Origin of the sequence: Desulfatiglans anilini DSM 4660, assembly GCF_000422285.1 — a bacterium.
Classification (GTDB): Bacteria; Desulfobacterota; DSM-4660; order Desulfatiglandales; family Desulfatiglandaceae; genus Desulfatiglans; species Desulfatiglans anilini.
Genome location: NZ_AULM01000001.1, coordinates 348303 through 367466 on the forward strand (window position 1 = coordinate 348303; position 19164 = coordinate 367466).

The 19164-nt window shown below is 62.4% G+C and carries 9 protein-coding genes; 5 read left to right on the plus strand and 4 right to left on the minus strand.

Going from position 1 to position 19164, the window contains the following annotated elements:
- Window positions 1-544: 544 nt before the first annotated feature.
- Window positions 545-2014, plus strand: coding sequence for an acetate--CoA ligase family protein (locus H567_RS22495; protein WP_051184383.1), 1470 nt, complete (start codon window positions 545-547; stop codon window positions 2012-2014).
- 15 nt (window positions 2015-2029) lie between these two features.
- Here H567_RS22495 and H567_RS0101675 read toward each other — a convergent pair whose 3' ends face one another.
- Window positions 2030-5026, minus strand: a complete 2997-nt coding sequence (locus H567_RS0101675) for a hypothetical protein (RefSeq protein ID WP_028320063.1) — start codon at window positions 5024-5026, stop codon at window positions 2030-2032.
- 151 nt (window positions 5027-5177) lie between these two features.
- Window positions 5178-6005, minus strand: a complete 828-nt coding sequence (locus H567_RS22500; RefSeq protein ID WP_051184384.1) for an enoyl-CoA hydratase/isomerase family protein — start codon at window positions 6003-6005, stop codon at window positions 5178-5180.
- A gap of 311 nt (window positions 6006-6316) precedes the next feature.
- Between H567_RS22500 and hrpA the strand changes: the two genes are divergently transcribed.
- Window positions 6317-10240 carry an ATP-dependent RNA helicase HrpA gene (hrpA, locus tag H567_RS0101685; protein WP_028320064.1) on the plus strand — a complete coding sequence of 1308 codons (3924 nt, stop codon included), beginning with the start codon at window positions 6317-6319 and terminating at the stop codon, window positions 10238-10240.
- Window positions 10241-10293: 53 nt separating this feature from the next.
- Here the strand turns inward: hrpA and H567_RS0101690 are convergent, their stop codons facing one another.
- Window positions 10294-12411, minus strand: a complete 2118-nt coding sequence (locus tag H567_RS0101690) for an ABC transporter ATP-binding protein (protein WP_028320065.1) — start codon at window positions 12409-12411, stop codon at window positions 10294-10296.
- Window positions 12408-14231, minus strand: coding sequence for an ABC transporter ATP-binding protein (locus H567_RS0101695; protein WP_051184385.1), 1824 nt, complete (start codon window positions 14229-14231; stop codon window positions 12408-12410). The genes H567_RS0101690 and H567_RS0101695 overlap by 4 nt, the downstream gene beginning before the upstream one ends.
- Before the next feature lie 326 nt (window positions 14232-14557).
- Between H567_RS0101695 and H567_RS0101700 the strand changes: the two genes are divergently transcribed.
- The 3 genes from H567_RS0101700 to H567_RS22510 are packed head-to-tail and all read left to right on the plus strand — an operon-like array spanning window position 14558 to window position 19162.
- On the plus strand, window positions 14558-16633 hold the full coding sequence (locus H567_RS0101700) for a hydantoinase/oxoprolinase family protein (protein ID WP_161626539.1): 2076 nt from the start codon (window positions 14558-14560) through the stop codon (window positions 16631-16633).
- Window positions 16614-16940 (plus strand): acetone carboxylase subunit gamma, encoded by a 327-nt coding sequence (locus H567_RS22505; RefSeq protein ID WP_035253008.1) that lies wholly within the window; start codon window positions 16614-16616, stop codon window positions 16938-16940. Before H567_RS0101700 ends, H567_RS22505 begins: the two co-directional genes overlap by 20 nt.
- Window positions 16941-16951: 11 nt before the next feature.
- The gene (locus tag H567_RS22510; protein WP_084516735.1) at window positions 16952-19162 is read left to right on the plus strand and encodes a hydantoinase/oxoprolinase family protein; all 2211 of its coding nucleotides are present in this window, start codon (window positions 16952-16954) and stop codon (window positions 19160-19162) included.
- Window positions 19163-19164: the final 2 nt, after the last annotated feature.

The following is a 19164-nucleotide window of genomic DNA, read 5'->3' on the forward strand; positions in this document are numbered from 1 at the left end:
GGTTCCAGTATCCATCCGGGTATGATTTCCAGGTAGAAACCGGTTTCCAATCCGGAAAAGAGGATTTTTCTTCACACCCTTCGGGTGCGCAGTCCCACCCCTGCGGGGCGGGTTCCGGTTTGGGCAATATCAAGGAAACTTAAGCCGTTGCGCAGAGGCTGCTTGCGCATCGCTGCACAAGCAGCCGTGCAGATTGACGCCGAAATTGGCCCAAAAGACCATTTCCGAATGGAAACCATTCTAGCAGAGCGTGCGGTTGGATCAAGGTTTTTCAGGCGTCCTATCGGACAGCCGGCGGCTTTTCCTCCCCGCCGGCGCCGGGGCGCTCTTGACGGTTGTTTCACGCTTCTCGATGTCAGATGATGCTTGCAGTAGATGGGCAGATAGGCAAAAATGAAAAATTACGGGAACGATTGTGTCCGTTCGCCTGTGACGGCCCGATCGTCCTGAGGTTGCGGTCCTCCGCAGGAGTGGCTTGCTGGTGCGTGGAGTTCCAGCCGCAAGATGGCCTGCGGTCTCATGAAATGGCATAAGGTTGTGAATCATGGTTGATATCGGTTCGGATCTGGCGCGTGTCTTTCACCCCCGTTCGGTCGCGGTGGTAGGCGCTTCTGCATCCTTCGGCAAGTGGGGTCAGATGATTTTCAGCAATATCGTAGCCGGGAAATTTCCTGGACGGATCTTTCCCGTGAATCCGAAGGAGACCTCCTTGTATGGTTTGAAGGTCTACCCGCGGATGCAGGATATTGCCGAGGAGATCGATCTGGCGATCGTCACCACGCCGGCTGCGACGGTACCGGGTGTGCTGGCCGCGTGCGGGGAAAAGGGCGTCAAGGGCGTTGTGTTGATCACTTCCGGGTTCGGGGAGACGGACCAGGCAGGTAAGCAGCTGGAAAGAGAGATCGTGGCGCTTTGCCGCGCGAAGCGGATCCGTTTGATCGGCCCCAACACCATGGGCATCCTGAGCCCTCATTCCAGCCTTTTTGCCACAGGGACGCATTCCCGCCCCCGTACAGGAGAGGTGGCCTTTGTCTCACAGTCCGGGAATCTCGGCAATCAGCTGATCCATTGGGCGGAGAACCAGAATATCGGGATATCGCTGTTCGCGGGTTCGGGGAACGAGGCGATGATCTCTTGTGTGGATTACCTGCGCTATCTGGAGGAGGATCCCCGTTCCCGTCTGATCACTCTCTATCTCGAGAACATTGCAGACGGGAGGGCCTTTCTCGAAACGGCGGTCCGGGTCAATCGGAGCAAACCCATCGTTGTGTTGAAAGGCGGGCGAACCGAGGCCGGTATGCGGGCCGCGGCCTCCCACACCGGGTCGATGGGCGGCCGGGACGCCATTTTCCGTGCCGCTTGCCGGCAGGCCGGGGTGGCGCTTGTCAATGAGCCTCTGGAACTGCTCGAGCTGTCCGCGGGGTTTTCTTCTCTCCCCTTGCCGAAAGGGAATCGCGTAGGGATCGTGACCCTCGGGGGCGGATGGGGTGTAGTCACCGCAGATGCCTGCAATGAAAGGGGCTTGCAGGTTCCCTCGTTGCCGGACGGGATGGTAGCCGAAATCGGACGTCTCCTGCCTGATTTCTGGAGCCGCGGCAATCCGGTCGATCTGGTTGGGACGCGCGACCTGGAGGTGCCGCTTGTTGCGGTCGAGTCCCTGCTGAAATGGGATGGCGTCGATTCCGTGATCAGCCTCGGCATCGTTGGGCGCGTCGAGATGGTCAGGCTACTGCTTCAGTCGACGCGCGAGGTGGATCCACAGGCGCAGCCCGCTGTGCTCGATGAACTCGAGGCGATGGCCGAGGCCTATGAGGTCAAATATGTCCAGCGGATCGTCGAACTGATGGAGCGCTACGAAAAGCCAGTTCTGGGGGTGTCCCTCGCGAGGAGCGACAAAGGGGTCGTTCGCAGCGTCCCCGGCGGGAAGTACAGCGGCGTCTTCTACCAAAGCCCGGAAAGCGCTGTGCAGACGTTGGCCTCTATGGCGGCTTACGCGCGGTTCCTCGAGAGGTAGTTTCCGCTCTGGAATTCAAAGAGATCGCTTGAGCGCTGCGAGGTACTCGGTGGAACGATCCAGGTAGAACGCGAGCGCCCGTGAGAAATTCTTCCCGACCAGGCCGTCGACGAAGAGCAGACTGATCTGCCGCTGATTCTGGAGAACGAACTGGGTATTGAGCAGGATCGCGCGTTCCTCCGGAGGCATATTTTCGAGGATCGCCTTGAACGCGGTTCGAGCTCTCGGTTGGTACATCCAGAAGTAGAGCAAATCCAGGGAATTGATGACGATGATCCTGTGAAGGTCGGCAACCTCGCCTTTGAGCTGTTCACCCGATTCTTCAGAGGCGCGCAGCAGGTCGAGCGCGTCCTTTTCCGGCAGCAGCAGTTCGAGTTGCGCATAAACATCGAACATCTGCGTGATCTTGGTCCGATAGTCGCGCCAGCGCATCTGAATGTTCTGGTAGCGGTCGACGGTGCCCTCGATCACGCCGGCTACCAGGTCCGAGGCCAGTTTGGAAATGATCGCGGCCCATTTCTGGAGGATGAGGTCGACCGCTGTGTAACCGAAGAGGGTAAGCAGCCTGCCTGCTGTGGCATTCACTGCGACGGCGATGGGGATGGAGAGCAGGGTCCGGAAAAAGTTGCCGAAGACGGCGCTCTTGGGCAGGCCGCGAAAGAGGTTGTGGCTGGTGAGATAAAGCCCGTTGGCCAATGCGATGCAGGCATAGAGGGCGATAGGGTTCGTGGTGGTGTTGATGCCGAATGCCCGGTCCAGAACAAGAGTCTTCACGATATAATCGAGGAGCGGAACCGAGAAACCCGTGTAGAGCAAAGAGTCGGTGATCCGCTCCCAGCTGAGATAATCGTTCCACCGGAGGAGGGGCGAGCGGCGGATGCCGCCGCCTCCGAGAACCGACTGGAGCACATTGCGCAGGCCCGTGATGCCGAACCAGATCACGGCGCCGAAATAAGCGAGCAGCCACCATTCCTTGGTCAGGTAGAACGTGAGAAACGCGGGGATGAAACCGATCAGCACCTTCAGGGCGTTCTTGACGCCCGTATTGAGGTAGCGCCAGGAGAGCCTCGGCCGGCCCTGCATCTTCTCCGGCGGGTTCAACGTGAGGCCGTTGTCCCCGGCCTTCTGGATGCCGCCGAGCGTTACGATATTGCCGGGGGATTCCATGTGGATGGACTGCTCCTGAATGACCCAGTCGTTCAGGCGTTTTTCGAATAGGAGGCTCAAGCCCGGCAAGGTGCGCATCAGCCTGAACATGATCCGTTCTCTTGTCGAGAGGTTCCCGCGCGGGATGAAGGTGCTGCGCCTGAAAACCTCGACCCGGATCGGAATCATCATCCGGGTTGCGGCCGATGGACGGGTGATTTCTCTTCGCGCCCGCAGGGGCAGCGTTTGTTCTATGGCCAGCCCCATGCCATGGACGCGGGGGGCGCGCCCCGTGGAGTCGCTTCCGATCCGGGCTTTGAGCGGCGTTCCTCGATAGGCGTCTTTGAGCGCCGAGATGTCGTGAAGGATCATGGTCAGTTTTTCGATTCGTTCCCGATTGCCGCTTCCGGCCTTCAAACGACCGATCATCGCGCGGATCATGCCCTTCAGGTGCATCACGTTGCCATCGTTGACGGCCTGCTGAAGCTCATGAATCTGAGGGATGTGGGCGGTTTTGCCCTCGGAGTAATCCTTCAGGTTGAAGATCTCCAGACGGGTGATTGCCCCTTCGCAGTCGTACAGCAGCTCCAAAACATCCTCCACCCTGAGGTTGCTGAGATTGAGGGTCACGCGGTAGGCGGAATGGAGCCTGGCGAGGCGGTTGATCAATTCATGGGCAGGCAGTTTGAGGAGGGGGGGGAGATCAGAGCTGTCCATGGGGATGGCTGGATCGGGGATTTCCGGGTTCTTGGACGGCTGCAGGTATTTTTCGATCAGGGCCTCTGAATCCAGGCGGTTCATTTCGTCGACCAGACCCTCCATTTCGAGGCGCCGCGTAGGGTCGGATGATGGGTAGCGCTCCCGCATCGAGGCGACGCAGTCCTTCAAGGTGTCGAGCATCTTTTTGTGGATGAATTCCCCCAGGTGAACGATGGAGGGCTGCCCGGCGCCCACAAAGGCGGCGAATTCATCCGGGTCGATCGGCTGAAGATCACAGCCGTAGGCCTTCCGCAGGGCGTGGCGGTGACGCTCGTTGAATACCTTGAGCACCTCCCAGACGTATCGCTGCTGGTAGCGCGAGACGGCTTTGCCCTCCGACATGAAGGCCGCCACCTGGTCGTCCGCCAGGAAGCAAAGAAAGGACTGGGTATCGGGAAACCCCCGAGGCACCCAGATCAGCTGCGCATAACGGTTATGGATCCGCGTGTAGAACTCGATCCCGATCCGGACGGTGATCCCCATGATCGAGGCCGCTTCGAGCAACTCCACCGCGAATTTGGCTTCGACATAATTGTAGTAGATGACTCTGAGACGCCGAATTCCTTTGATCCAGGCGTCCATGATGAGGTGACTGGAGGTCTTGCGGCCTTTCGTGTTAACGTCATGAACGTGGTCGTCGAAGGTCGCCTGGTTCCATCCTTCGGGCATCTCCAAGAGATGGTAACGGCGGAGCTGGCTGCGGATGATGCGGGGGTTTCCTGTGGCAGCGGTTCTGAAATCGTGGGCGAGTTCAAGTTGACGCCGCTCGTTCCCGTGGGCGCGGACCAGTTCCTTCATGATCGTCAGCAGGACCCTCGCCGTGTTGATCGGCAGGGAGCCCCCCGCGGCGCCCAGGATCTCTTCCCTCAGGGAGCGCAGTGCGCTCAGACGGTCATCCACGCCGCCGGCCTCGAGGGATTCGAGCAGGTGGATGACGGCGAAGGCGATCCGCAGGCCCTTCGATTCCGCCATCTCCTTGATGCCGTGGGGGTGGAGGTAGGGCAGGACCAGATTCCGCACCCCTTTGCGCGATTTGTCGCGGGTGAGGACATCGTTGACGATGTTCAGCAGGTAGTCGTCCCGTTTGTCGAAAAGCAGTCTGGCCATGAGGTCAACGGCGCGTCAGGGCGCGGAAAGGGATGATCGTCGCTCTTTTTGCCGAAGCGGCCTCATTCGGGGATCCGCCTTTTCCGGATGGCATGGGTAACGCCAGAGGCCGCTTCAGGCTGTCCTGCAATCTTCTGCCTGCTGTGGTCGTTCAATCCATTGTTTTTTTCGAGGAATCCACAGTGTCGAATACCTCGTCCACAAACCGGGGGGGCCGGTTTTCACGCAGGGCCTCGATCCCTTCGACGACGTTGGGCCCCTGAAAAAAGCGGCTCTGCCGATCGGATTCCATCCGAAGGACATCACGGAGTTCGATGTGCGGCGCTGCGTGGACGATCTCCTTGATCGTCCGAATCGGCGCCGCGGGTTGGGCGGCGATTGTGGCAGCCAGATCCATGACGGCATCGTTCAGGGATGTTCCGGCGGTCACCTGATTCAATAGGCCCAGGGTAAGCGCCTTTTCCGCCGAAAGAATCTCTCCTGTCATGAGAAGCTGCAGGGCTCTGCCGGGTCCGGCGGTGCGGGAAAGCCAGTACTCGGCCCCCATGCCGGGATTGAGCCCCAGTTTGATGAAGGTGAAACCGATGATCGCCTCCGCCGCTGCGACGCGAAGATCGCAGGCCATCGCCAGGCAGGCGCCGGCGCCGATCGCCGGGCCGTTGACGGCCGCGATGGTTGGAATGGCCAGTTCGGTCAGGGACAGAAATCGGCTGTAAAAGGCGCTCAACGTATCCTGCACTACAGCAGCGTCTTTCCGTGTCCACTCGGAGAGCATGGCGAGATCGGCTCCCGCACAGAAGGCGCTGCCGGCCCCTGTCAGAACCAGCACCTTGATCGCCGGGTTCGAGGCGACGGCTGTTACGGCTGCCTGGAAATCGTGGGACATCTGCACGGTCATGGCATTTCGTTCTTCAGGGCGATTGAGTGTCAGGATCCCGACCCGGTCTTCGATCTTCATGTGGATGGTCTGAAAGTTCAAAAGGACCTCCGTCAAAGCGCTGCATCAAGGGAGAAAAGGGGGTTTGGCAGGTTAAGATACCATGATCTCAATGTTTTTCGAAACATTAAATTCGTTTCCGTCCCAAAATGGACCTTTTGCCCAATCTCTGAGTGAATCTGTGCGCTTGCTTGCGCGGAGGCGACCTGCAGGTCGCCGCACAAGTAAACGTGCAGATTGACGCCGAGATTGGCTAAAAAGACCATTCCCGGATGAAAACCATCGATGATAAGGAAGCATGGCTGGCATAGGAAATGAACCGGACAAACATACAAAAATCCAGGGATGAACGGATGCGCCGCATCCGGCAGGACATGGCCGGCGCCATGCTGCTAGACCAGGCGGCACTGGCGAAAGGGCTCAAGTCGCTGCTGGCCTCGCTGAAGAAAGGCCATGTTCCGGAGGAAGAGGTCGATAGGCAGTTCGGGCGGCTGGAAAAAAGGCTTTCCGCCTCGGTGTTCGAATGCGAGCGGCGGCGGAGAGAGCTTCCCCGGCTCGATTTTCCGGAGAATCTTCCCATCACCTCAAGGAAGGACGACCTGATTCGGGCCATTCAGGGGCATCGGGTGGTGATCGTCGCGGGGGAGACCGGCTCCGGCAAGAGCACCCAACTCCCGAAGATGTGCCTCGCGGCGGGCCGCGGCATTGCGGGGCGGGTCGGCTGCACCCAGCCGCGGCGCATCGCCGCCGCCACGATCGCCAGGCGGGTCGCCGAGGAACTCGGGGAGGAACTGGGCCGATCGGTGGGTTACAAGGTGCGCTTCAAGGACCGCACGGACCCGCGGGCCTACATCAAGGTCGTGACCGACGGAATGCTCCTGGCCGAGACGCAGGGGGATCGCCATCTGTTTGAATACGACACCCTGATCATCGACGAGGCCCACGAGCGCAGCCTCAACATCGATTTTCTCCTCGGGATCCTGCGAAACCTGCTCGAGGTGCGGCCGGAGCTGAAGGTGATCGTCACCTCGGCCACGCTCGACACCGCCAAGTTCTCCGCCTTCTTCGGCGATGCGCCGGTGATCGAGGTGAGCGGCCGGATGTACCCGGTCGAGGTCGTCTATAGGCCGCTCGACCCCGAGAGGGAAAGCGAGGGGGATCTCACCTACGTGGACCTGGCCGTGGAGGCCGTCGACAGCCTGCGAAAGGCCCGCCTGCCGGGGGACGTCCTGATCTTCATGCCGACCGAGCAGGATATCCTCGAGACGTGCGAACGGCTGGAAGGGAGGCATTTCCCCGGCGTGACGGTTCTTCGCCTCTTCGCCCGTCTGCCGGCCTCCGAGCAGGGCCGGGTCTATGCGGTCAGCGGGCCCAAGATCGTGGTGGCGACGAATGTCGCCGAGACCTCCCTGACGATCCCGGGCATCCGGTATGTCATCGACACGGGCCTGGCGCGGATCTCCCGCTATGTCCCGCGGACGCGGACGACCAGCCTGCCGATCAGCCCCATCTCGATAAGCAGCGCCGACCAGCGCAAGGGGCGATGCGGCCGCGTGCAGAACGGTGTGTGCATCCGTCTGTATTCGGAGGAGGACTACGCATCGCGGGCTCCTTTCACGCCCCCGGAGGTGCTGCGCTCGAACCTGGCGGAGGTGATCCTCCGGATGATCGCGCTGGGGCTCGGGGACATCGCGGCCTTTCCCTTCGTGGACCGGCCCAACCCGCGGAGCGTCAAGGACGGCTTCGATCTCCTGGAGGAGCTGGGGGCGATCCGGCGCAGGGGCCGGAAGGTCCTCCTGACGGAAAAGGGCCGCCTCATGGCGCGCATGCCCCTGGACCCGAAGATCGCGCGGATGATGCTGGAGGCGGTCCATGAGGGCTGCGTCGATGAAACGGCGGTGATCGCCGCGGCGCTGAGCGTCCAGGACCCCCGCGAGCGGCCCCTGGACAAGGCCGCCCAGGCCGATCAGATGCACGCCCCGTTCAAGGATCCGGACTCGGATTTCGTGACCCTCCTGAACATCTGGAACCGCTACCACGGCCACTGGGCCGGGCTCAAGACCCAGAACCAGATGCGCCGCTTCTGCAGGACGCAGTTCCTGTCCTTTCCCCGCATGCGGGAGTGGATGTACATCCATGAGCAGATCGTCTCGATCCTGAACGAGCGGCGGCTGAAAGGACCGGCTGAACCGGCCGCAGCCGGTCTTGACCCGCTCTACGACCGGCTTCATCGGGCGGTCCTGAGCGGCTTCCTTTCCAACATCGCGCTCAGAAAAGAAAAGAACCTCTACCAGGCGGCGCGGGGTCGCGAGGTCATGGTCCATCCGGGATCGAGCCTTTTCAACAAAGGCCGACCCTGGATCGTCGCGGCTGAGATCGTCAAGACCTCGCGGCTGTTCGCCCGCACTGTGGCCCGCATCGATCCGGGCTGGCTCGAGGCCCTTGGCGGGGACCTGTGCCGGCGGAGCTATGCGGAGCCTCATTGGGAGAAATCGCGCGGTGAGGTGAGGGCCTATGAGCAGGTCACCCTTTACGGCCTCCCGATCGTGGCGAGGCGGCCGGTATCCTACGGGCCCATCCGCCCGGAGGAGGCCCACCGGATCTTTGTCCAGTCGGGCCTGGTCGAAGGGAGCATCAGGGAGCCCCTGGGGTTTTTGAAGCACAATCGGGCCTTGATGGAGGCCATCGGCGCCATGGAGGAGAAGATCCGCCGCCGCGGCCTGATGGTGAACGAGGAGGCCGTGGCTGAATTCTACTCGTCCAGGCTCGCCGGCATGTGCGATGTCAGAACCCTCAAAAGGGTGATCCGCGAAAGGGCCGGGGACGCCTTTCTGCGCATGCGGGAGGAAGACCTGGTGCAGGAGCTTCCGGATCGGGCGGAGCTGGAGCGGTACCCGGACCGGATGGTGCTCGGGAACAAGATTTTTAGCTGTTCCTACCGGTTTTCCCCCGGTGCGGAGGAGGACGGCGTGACGATCCGCATACCGGCGGGGGCCCTTTCGGAGGTGCCGGCCGAACGGCTCGAATGGGGGGTGCCGGGCCTTTACCGTGAGAAGATCGCGGCCTTGATCAAAGGCCTTCCCAAGCGTTACCGAAAGCAGTTGGTCCCGGCTTCCGCCACAGTGGATATCATTGTGGCGGAGATGGAACAGGGGAGTCGCCCGCTTATCAGCTCCCTGGCCCGGTTCGTCTACGAGCGGTTCGGAGTGGAGATCCCCGCGGCCGAATGGGCGGCGGTGGAGCTGCCCGAATACCTCAAGATGCGGGTGGCGGTCGTGGACGAGCAGGGGAAGGAACTGGAGGCGGGCCGCGATATCCACCTCCTCGAATACCCCGGGGGGACGGCGGCGCACGCGGTGAACACCCTGCCTCAGTGGAAGGACGCGCAGGCGCAGTGGGAAGAGGAAGACGTCAGAGACTGGACCGTGGGCGAACTCCCGGAGCGCATCCCTCTCGACGACTGCCTCGACGCGTACCCGGCCCTGGCGGCCGACGACGGCGGCCGCGTGAACCTGCGCCTGTTTCCGGACCGCGATCAGGCCGCCGCGGTGCACCGGGAGGGGATCAAGCGCCTGCTCGAGCTCCGTCTCGCAAAGGATCTGAAGTATCTCAAGCGCTCCGTGTCGCTTGCGAAAGAGGCCTCGCCCGGCGCCGTCTATTTCGGCGGAGCACGCAGGGTGGAAGAGCAGATCTACGAGGCCGTCCTCGAAGGCTCCCTCGCGTTGGACCTTCGGAGCCGGGAGGCATTCGACCGGCATGCGGCGGTCCTCCGGGAAGGCATATTCGAGGAGGCGGCCGTGCTGCGCGAGCAGGCCGAAAAGGTCTTGAAGTCTTTCGAAGAGACCCGCGGAGCGCTCTATGACCTCGAGCGGGCCAATGCGACGAACGAAGAGGTCCTGGCCCTTTGCGCCGGCCTTCGCCGCGAACTCGATGCCCTCCTGCCGCCGGATTTCATTCGGCGGTACGCCCCCGATCAGCTTTCCAACATGCCCCGCTACCTGAAGGCGATCCAGTTGAGGGTTGAACGCGGAGCCTACGACCCCGCCAAGGACCGGCGGAAGCAGGCCGATGTCGATCCCTTCGTCGAGGCCCTCCAGACGATGACCGGTGCCCTTTCCCCGCGCACCTCCCGGGAGAAGAGGGAGGCGCTCGAAGCCTTTCGCTGGATGGTGGAGGAGTTCAAGGTGTCGCTCTTCGCCCAGGAGCTGAAGACCCCCTACCCCGTTTCCCCCAAACGCCTGGAAGAAAAGCGGAAAGAGCTCGAGCGGATGATCTGAGCACGATGCCTGTATGACCGAAGGGCGCAAGATATCCACCCGCCCGAGCCGTATCAGGCACCGGAACGGAGGCGGCTCAGCTTGTAATAGATCCCCTTGCGGGCCATGAGGGCATCGTGGTCGCCCTGTTCGCAGATCCTGCCATGGTGCATCACGAGGATGCGGTTCGCATGCCGGATGGTCGAAAGCCGGTGGGCCACGATCAGGGTGGTCCGGCGCGAGGCCATGCGCGTGATGGCCTCCTGGATCAGTCTTTCGGTCTCCGGGTCGACGCTCGAGGTGGCCTCGTCGAGGATCAGGACGGGCGGGTCGGCGGCCAAGGCCCTCGCAAACGAAAGAAGCTGGCGCTCACCGGCCGAGAGCGTTGCGCCGCCTTCGCCGATCGTCTGGTTCAGCCCGCCCGGCAGCCGCTCGATGAACGAAAGGGCGTTGGCCTTCGAAGCGGCCTCGCGGACGGCCTCCCGCCCCAGATCCTCACGCCCCAAGGTGATATTCTCGGCCAGGGTGCCGGCAAAGATGAAGACGTCCTGCATGCAGAGGCTCATGCGCCGGTGCAGGGCGGATGGGGACCATTCCCGCAGATCTCTTCCGTCCAGAAATACAGCCCCTTGATCAGGATCGTAGAAGCGTTCGAGGAGATTGATGATCGTCGTTTTGCCGGACCCCGTGGCCCCGACGATCGCCAGGGTCTCACCCGGGTCGACCTCGAAGGAGATGTGTCTGAGGACCGGCTGACCCTCTTCGTAGGCGAAGGAGACGTCCCGGAAGGCCACCTCGCCGCGCAGGGTCTCCGGGGCATAAGGCGCGGGGTGTTCGGGGATGGTTTCATCCTGGTCCATGAACTCGAAGATCCGCTCCGTCGAGGCCATCGCCGACTGCATGATGTTGTATTTTTCGGAGATGTCCCGGATCGGCTTGAAGAACATCTGCATGTAGCCGATGAAGGCCACCAGGGCCCCCAGGGTCAACTCGTCCTGGACGACCTTTCCGCCTCCATACCAGATGAGGATGGCCACCGCCAGCGAGGAAAAGAGCTCCATGAGGGGCATGAACAGGGCGAAGACCTTGATCTGCCGCATGCCGGCCAGGTAATTGGCCTGGTTGATCTCCCGGAAGGTCTCCATCTGCCGCCCTTCCTGTACGAAGAGCTGGATGACGCGCATGCCGCTGATGCGCTCCTGCAGAAAGGCGTTGATCTTTGCCACGGTCGCGCGCAGGTCGCGGAAGGCCTCGCGGGCCAGGCGGCTGAAGAGCAGGGTGATCCCGAAGATGAACGGGAGAAAGATGAAGGCCACCAGGGCCAGGCGCCAGTTGAGGCTCAGCAGGATGATGAGGATCCCCGTCAGCAGAAAGAGGTCCTTGAAGACCGTGATGACCACGGATTTGAACATTTCGTTCAGATTGTCGACATCGTTGGTCATGCGGGTGACGAGGCGTCCGAGCGGGTGCCGGTCGAAAAAGCGCACGGCCTGGGCCGTCATGGTCTCGAAGAGCTCGACGCGGATGTCCTGCATGACATGCTGGCCCACGTATTCCAGGAGGACGTATTCGAGGTAGCTCAATCCGAACGAGAGGAGCAGCAGGATGAAGAAAAAGGCGGCGATCCGAAGGACTCCCGTGAGGTCTCTCGAACGGATCCGCTCGACCGTTTCAGGCGGGAGTCGCTCCAGGGATGAATAAGGGAGGATAGCGGCGCCGTCGGTGAGCGGCACGCCGTCCCTGGCCGGTGCCTGGGATGCGATCTCTTTCCAGACGGCCGCGTCGACCCGGTAAAAACGGCTGGTCTTCATCGCACCGCGCGACTCGAGCGCGTGGCGCAGAGCCGGATCCATTCCCTTTGCGGCTTCGTGGCTCAGCACCCACAGGGCCCCGTCGCGGCTTTCTTCCAGCACCCCGGCGAACCGGTCTTCCAGGGCCTTACGTTCAGCCGGCGCAAGGCTTTCGACGTCCAGGGTGTACCACGCGGCCAGGATGTAGCGGTCGATGGCGATCTTGGTCAGATAGGGGACTGTGAGGTCGATCAAGGTGATGAACAGCGTCAGGCAGAGGGCCAGGGCGGCGGTCTTCCTGTACGGCAGGGTGTAGCGGGCCAGGCGCCTCAGAAGCTTGAGATCGTAGGGCTTGCCGAGGTGCCCCTCCTCCATGTAGCCGTATTCCCCGAAAGCGGTCATGCGTCGGCCTCCGTTTCGAGGGATCGGGAGAGAAGCTCCTTCTCGTAAAGGGCGGCATAGAGCCCGCGGCGGCGCAAAAGGGACGTGTGATCGCCCTCCTCCACCAGCCGCCCCTCGTCGAGTACGAGGATGCGGTCGGCCCGCCGGATGGTGGAGACACGGTGCGACACGATCAGGTTGGTTCTGCCACGCCGCATGCTGAAGAGGCTGTTCAGGATGGCCTCCTCGGTGCGGGTGTCCACCATGGCGAGGGCGTCGTCGAGGATGAGGATCGGGGCGTCGAGGATGAGGGCCCGGGCGATGGTGAGCCGCTGGCGCTGTCCGCCGGAAAGCGTGATGCCGCGTTCGCCGAGGATGGTGTCGATGCCTCTGTCGAACTGGTCGACCTCCTCGAGGATGCCGGCGGCGGCGAGGGCGTCCAGGACCTGCTCCTCCGTGAGCCCCCGGCGGCCGAAGAGGACGTTGTTGCGGATGGTGTCGGAGAACACGAAGGGCTCCTGGGTCACGAAGGCGATCTGCCGCCTGAGCGTCGCGATCGGCAGGGCCTCGACGGCGTATCCATCCAGGAAGACCGTCCCCGGCGGCGGGGGCATCAGGCGGGGGATGATCTGAAGCAGGGTGCTTTTCCCCGATCCCACGCGGCCGACGAGGGCCACGGTTTCCCCGGGTTCGATCCGGAGGCGGATCTCCCGGAGGGCCGGCCGGTCCTGGGATGGGTAAGTGAAGGTCAGATTCTCCATGCGGATTTCGCCGCGGAAGGCTTCGACGGCGGCCGGTGCCTTCGGCTCTTCGATCTCCGGCTGTTCGTCCAGGACGCCGTTAATGCGCCGCATCGAGGCCGAACCGCGCTGGATGAGGTTCGTCACCCAGCCCATGGCCATCATCGGCCAGGTGAGGAGGTTCAGGTAGCTCGTGAAGGCGACGAAGTCGCCCGTGGTGATGTCGCCGAGGATGGCCAGCCGGCCGCCAAGCCCGATCACGACGGCGAGGCCGGCGTTGGTGAAAATGGCCATCAGCGGAAAGAAGAGGCCCAGGGTTTTCGCGAGGCGCAGGTTTACGCCGATATACTCCTCGCCCTCCCGCTGCACCCGCTCGTGCGCCCATCGTTCACGGTGATAGGCCTTGAGGACCCGGATGCCCGCAAAGCTTTCCCGCACTCTCTCCGTCACCTCCGAAAAAGAGTGCTGGACGGCATCGAAGCCGGCCGACATGCGCCGGGTGAGGATGCGGGTCAGGACCACGATCAGCGGGGCCGGTATCAAGGAGATGACGGCCAGCTTGACATCGATGGCCAGCATGAAGCCCACTGCGGCCAGGCCCAGCACGAAGCCGTCGGTGAAGGCCACCAGGCCCATCCCTGTAGCCATGCGCACGGCATTGAGATCGTTGATGGCCCGCGCCATGAGATCCCCTGTCCTTGTGCGGTGATAGAAGGCGGGGCTCAGCTGCTGCATCTTGGCGTAGAGGCGCATCCGGAGTTCCCGTTCGACCCTCCGCGAGTGCCCCATGATGAGGAGGCGCCAGACGTACCGGAACAGCCCGATGGCCAGGGCGAGGCCCAAGATCAGGGCCGCCTGCCGCAGGAGGATGATCCCGGTGGCGGTCCGGTGGGTCAGATCGTCGACGGCGCTCCGGATCACGAGCGGGATGAGGAGTTGCAGCGCGTCGACGATCAGCAGGCTCGTCAGCCCCATGGCGATCGCCCACCGGTTTTCGTAAAAGATCGGTTTGAGCGGCGCGAACGGCCGCAGGGCCCTTGAAAGGGTTTGAGGCATAGCGTGCATACCGACGAGATACCCGAGGCGAGCAGAGGCTGTCAACGCTTTCTTTGTGCGGGGGCGTCAGGCGGGACAGCTCCGTTTCGAGCAGTCCATGATCGAGGGCCGAGCGTTCAGCGGGACGGAAAGGATAGGCGGCTGCCGGATGCAAACCGGCTTGTGATTTTGACAGGAGCAGGTATCATGGTGCAGGATCCTACTCTTCAGGATTTTTTGCAGCTCGAGGCAAGTGGGGAAAACCCTTCGGATGTCAGGGAATAAAGAAACGGTGGCCGTTTTGCCGATGCGGCCCTGCGCACGGCCTTTTCAGAGCGACTATGGCGATCAGGACAGGCAGATATCCATTCGACCAGCCCGGCCCAGGCGGCTTGGCCGAGAGATACTCCGTCGACATGGACATCGGGGGGACTTTCACCGACGCGATCTTCTCGAGCAGACGCTCGATGACGTTGATCAAGGTGGATACGACGCGTCATGATTTGAGCGTCTGCTTCAGAAAGGCGCTCGAAAGGGCGCGGGAAACCTTGGGCTTCGAGTCTGTCCGCCAATGTCTTTCGTCTGTCCGGGTGATCCGTCTTTCGACGAGTCTGTCAACCAATCTGATCTTGGAGCGAAAGGGACTCTGTATAGGATTGATCCTGGCGGCGGGATGGAAAGAGGCCTTTCTTGGGAAAGGAATTTTTCCCGACGGTTCAGGGGTGCTTGTGGAGCCGGAGATGGTGATCGAGGTAGGGGCTGAATCCGAAGAATCGGAGGTCCGGGAAGCGGCTTACCGGCTGATTCTGAGGGGTGCCGACATACTGGTCATCAGTCTGGATGGAGGGAAGGAGGGCTTTCTGCAGGCCGAAGAGCGCGCCAGGGCCGTTATCCACCGGTACTACGCCAACCACTTCATCGGATCGATCCCCGTGGTCAGCGGCGGGCAACTGAGCCGGATCCGGGAGTATCTGCCGCGCACCAGCCGGATCGTTTTCAACACCTATGCCCACCATGCGGTCTCAGGACCCTTCCTGGCCATCGAAGACTATCTGCGGGAAAACGGGTATCCGCATCCGCTGCTGCTTGTGCACGCGGATGGAGGTACTTCGCGGGTATCGAAGTCCACGGCGGAGCGGACCATCAGCTCAGGGGCCGCTGCGGGGGTGTTCGGCGCGCTGAGATTCTCCCGGATCTATGGGGTAAAGAATGCCCTCACGGTGGACATCGGGGGGACAAGCACCGAGCTCGGCGTTATCCGGGGCGGCGAGATGGTGTGGTGCGGACGGGGGAGCGAAGCCGATTCTTCGCGAGGGTTGCCCATCGCTGTGACCATCGGGATCGGAGGCGGCTCGGTCGTCCGGTTGGACGACACGGGGCGGGTCCATCTGGGGCCGGGGAGTGTCGGGGCGTTTCCCGGACCTGCCTGCTATGGCCTGGGGGGTGCGGAGCCGACCCTGACGGATGCCTTTCTGATCCTGGGATACTTCGACGAAGGCTATTTCTTGGGTGGAGAAAGACGGTTGAAGCGGACTCTCGCCGAGAAGGTCTTTCAGGAGCGGGTCGCCGGCATATGGGGGGTTTCCTGTGAGGAGGCCGCCTTGCGCGTCAAGGAGGAGGCCGTCGGGCGGATTGCGGAAGAGATTCGGACGGTGATCGCGCGCTTCGGCCTCGATCCGGTGAACACGGCGCTTTTCGCTGTCGGCGGATGCGGCGGGTGCATGGGGTGCGCTTTGTGCGAGGCGGCGGGGCTCCGTGAACTCCGAATTTTCCGGCAGGGATCGGTCTTCGGCGCCTTCGGGACGAGCGGGATGGACGTGTTGCATCGCTATGAGGAAGAGGTGAACCTGGGCCTCGAGCCCTCTGCGGAGAGGGGTTTGGAGGTGTGCGACCGGATCAACGGTGTCGTTTTGGCCCTCCAGCGAAGAGCTTTTCAGGATATGGCGGCCGAGGGCTTCCAGCCGGAAGGAATCCAGTTCGAATCGGCCCTGGAGATCACGGTCGAAGCGATAGGGACCAGGTGGAGCTGTGATTGCCCCACGGCGTTTCTATGGCCGGGGGATTGGAATGCCGTCCGAAAGCGGATCGGGCGGCTTTTTGGCGGGGACGGGGCCGAGGTCGACGGGCGCGGCCTTCGACTCGTGGGGATCGCCCTGACGGCTGTGGCGCGTGTCCCTCATGCGGAGCCCGATGCCCTGGTGCCTTTCGACGAGGCCGGCAGTACCGGCCTCGAAAGGCGGATTTACGGCCAGGGGGGGCATTGGGTCGACGCCCGCGTTCATCGGTGGGATGCGTTGAAGGTCCCCCTGAAGGTCTCGGGTCCCTGCATCCTCGAAAGTCGGGAAACGACCGTGGTCGTTTCCCCGGGATATGAGATGGCGCTCGACAAACGTCGAAATGCGAGGATTTCCCGATCCGATGCGGTGGCGTGTTTCGAGGGAGGGCTGGATGAAGATTTCCATCACTGAATATCTGGACATCGATCTCGAGGCCGAGCAATGGTGCTGCAACCGCTGTGGGCGACTGCTGGGCCAGGCCCGGGACAACTACAAAAAGGGGTGCCTGATCTTCGATCGCGACCCCCGTTCGATTTACCCACCGGTGATCGAGGGGACTTACACGTTTGCGCCGGACCCGGAATGGATCCGGATCGTCGAATTCTACTGCCCGCGCTGCGGCACCATGATCGAAAACGAATTCCTTCCGCCAGGGCATCCCCTGACCTGGGACATCGAAATCGATATCGATGCGTTGAAGCGCCGACACCGCTTTTAGGTTTTTGAAGGATGTCCATCGACCACGAACAGAAACGGGAAGAGATGCGGCCGAATGGCTCGAGGGCTCCCAATACGATCGACGTCGACGTCGGGGGGACCTTCACCGACTGTTTTCTCCAGATGGGGGACCGGCGCGCCTACGGCAAGTCCCCGACGACCCAGTATGATCTTTCGGTGGGGTTTGTGCGGGCCCTTGCGGACGCTGCGAGGCTTCTCGGCCTGAGCCCTGCGGCTGTTTTGCCGAGGACGAACATGATCCGGTACTCCACGACCCTGGCGATGAACAAGCTCATCGAGCGGACAGGGCCGAAGATCGGTCTGATTGCGACGGAGGGGTTCGAGGACGGGATCTTGATCGGCAAAGGGGCCCAATGGGACGACGGCCTTTCGAAGTCCGAGACGCGAAACCTCGCGATGGTTCGAAAGCCGACGCCCATCGTACCGCGGGAACGTATTGCAGGGATCAAGGAGCGGATGGATCACAGGGGGGAAGTGATCCGTCCGCTCGACGAAAAGGATGTGAGACGGAAGGTCCATCATCTGGTGGACCAGGGAGTCCGGGGGATCGTGGTGTGCCTTCTCTGGGCCCATGTGAACGGCGCGCATGAGATCCGGGTCAGGGAGATCATCGAGGAGGAATATCCGGAGGTCACCCTGGGGCGCATACCCGTCATGCTTTCGCACGAGGTCCAACCCAAGAAGGGTGAGTATCAGCGGGCCATGACGGCCATCCTCGACGCCTACCTCCACCCGTCGGTCTCGAGCGATCTGGCCGCTTTCAGGCGGGAGCTGAGGCAGAACGGCTACCGCGGTCCGGTCCTGATGGTCCACAACTCGGGCGGCATGGGCGAGGTGCTGAAGACCACGGCAGTGGATACCTACAACGGCGGCCATATCGCCGGCATCGCCGGGAGCCTGGAGATCGCGAAGCTCTATGGCCTGACGGATGTCGTCACGACCGACATGGGGGGTACGAGTTTCGATGTGGGCGTCATCCACGACGGGCACTGGCACTACACCGAGGTGCGCCCGCTGATCGACCGTTGGATGGTGAACCTCAATATGGTGGACTGCAGGACCATCGGCGCCGGGGGCGGCTCCATCGCCTGGACCAACGAGGCCATGGGAGGGCGGCTGGAGGTGGGGCCGCAGAGCGCCGGCGCGATGCCCGGGCCGGCCTGCTACAACATGGGCGGCGCGGAACCGACGGTGACGGATGCGGACGTGCTCCTCGGCTATATCAACCCGGATTTTTTCCACGGGGGGCGGATCCGGCTGGACGGCGACCTCGCAAGGCAGGCGATTCAGGAGCGCGTCGCAAGGCCTCTCGGGATGGACGCGGTGGAGGGCGCTGCGGCGATGCGCCGGCTCGTGGACGGATTCATGGGAAACAGCCTGTTCAATGAGACCGTGCTGCGGGGGCATGATCCGCGGCGTTTCGTGCTGTTCAGCTTCGGGGGGGCGGGGCCGACCCACTGTTGCGGTTTTGCTGGCGCGAGTTATATCCGTCGGCTGATCGCGTTCCCCTTCTCGCCGGTTTTCTGCGCCTTTTCCGGGTCGCTCATGGACGTGCGGCACATCTACGAACTCTCGCGCCGGCTGCTGGTGGTGCCGCAGGGGGACGAGACCCCTGTCCTGGACACGGGCCGCTTCAACCGCATCGTGAACCAACTCGTAGAAAAGGCCGGGCAAGACGTTCGGGCCGAGGGGCTGAACCCCGAAAATCTCCGGTTCCGCCTCGAGCTCGACATGAAGTTCGTCAAGCAACTCCACGTCAGGCGGATCCTGAGCCCGACGCTGCGGCTCGCAGGGCCGCCGGATCTCTTGGCGCTCCTGGATGTTTTTCTGGATGAATACCGTCGGTTTTTCGGCCCGGCGGGCGTCTATTCCCAGGGCGGTGTGAGTATCGAAAGTTTTGTGCTCCATGCCGTTTACCCTTTGGAACGGGCCGCGTTCCCGCGCTTGAAGGACGATCGGTCGGTGCCCTCTCGCCAGGCACGCAAGGGGGCGCGTCTGGTGTACTGGGAAGCGGAAAAAGGGTTCGAGAAGACCCGTTTGTATGACGGTGAGGCGCTTCGCAGCGGCAATGTGATCGAGGGGCCGGCCGTCGTGGAGGCCCGGAATACGACAACGGTTCTCCCGAAAGGGGTGGAGCTTTTCGTGGACGGGTATATGAATCACCGGATCGAGTGGCTCGATGAACGAGCTTCTCCTGCTTAGGG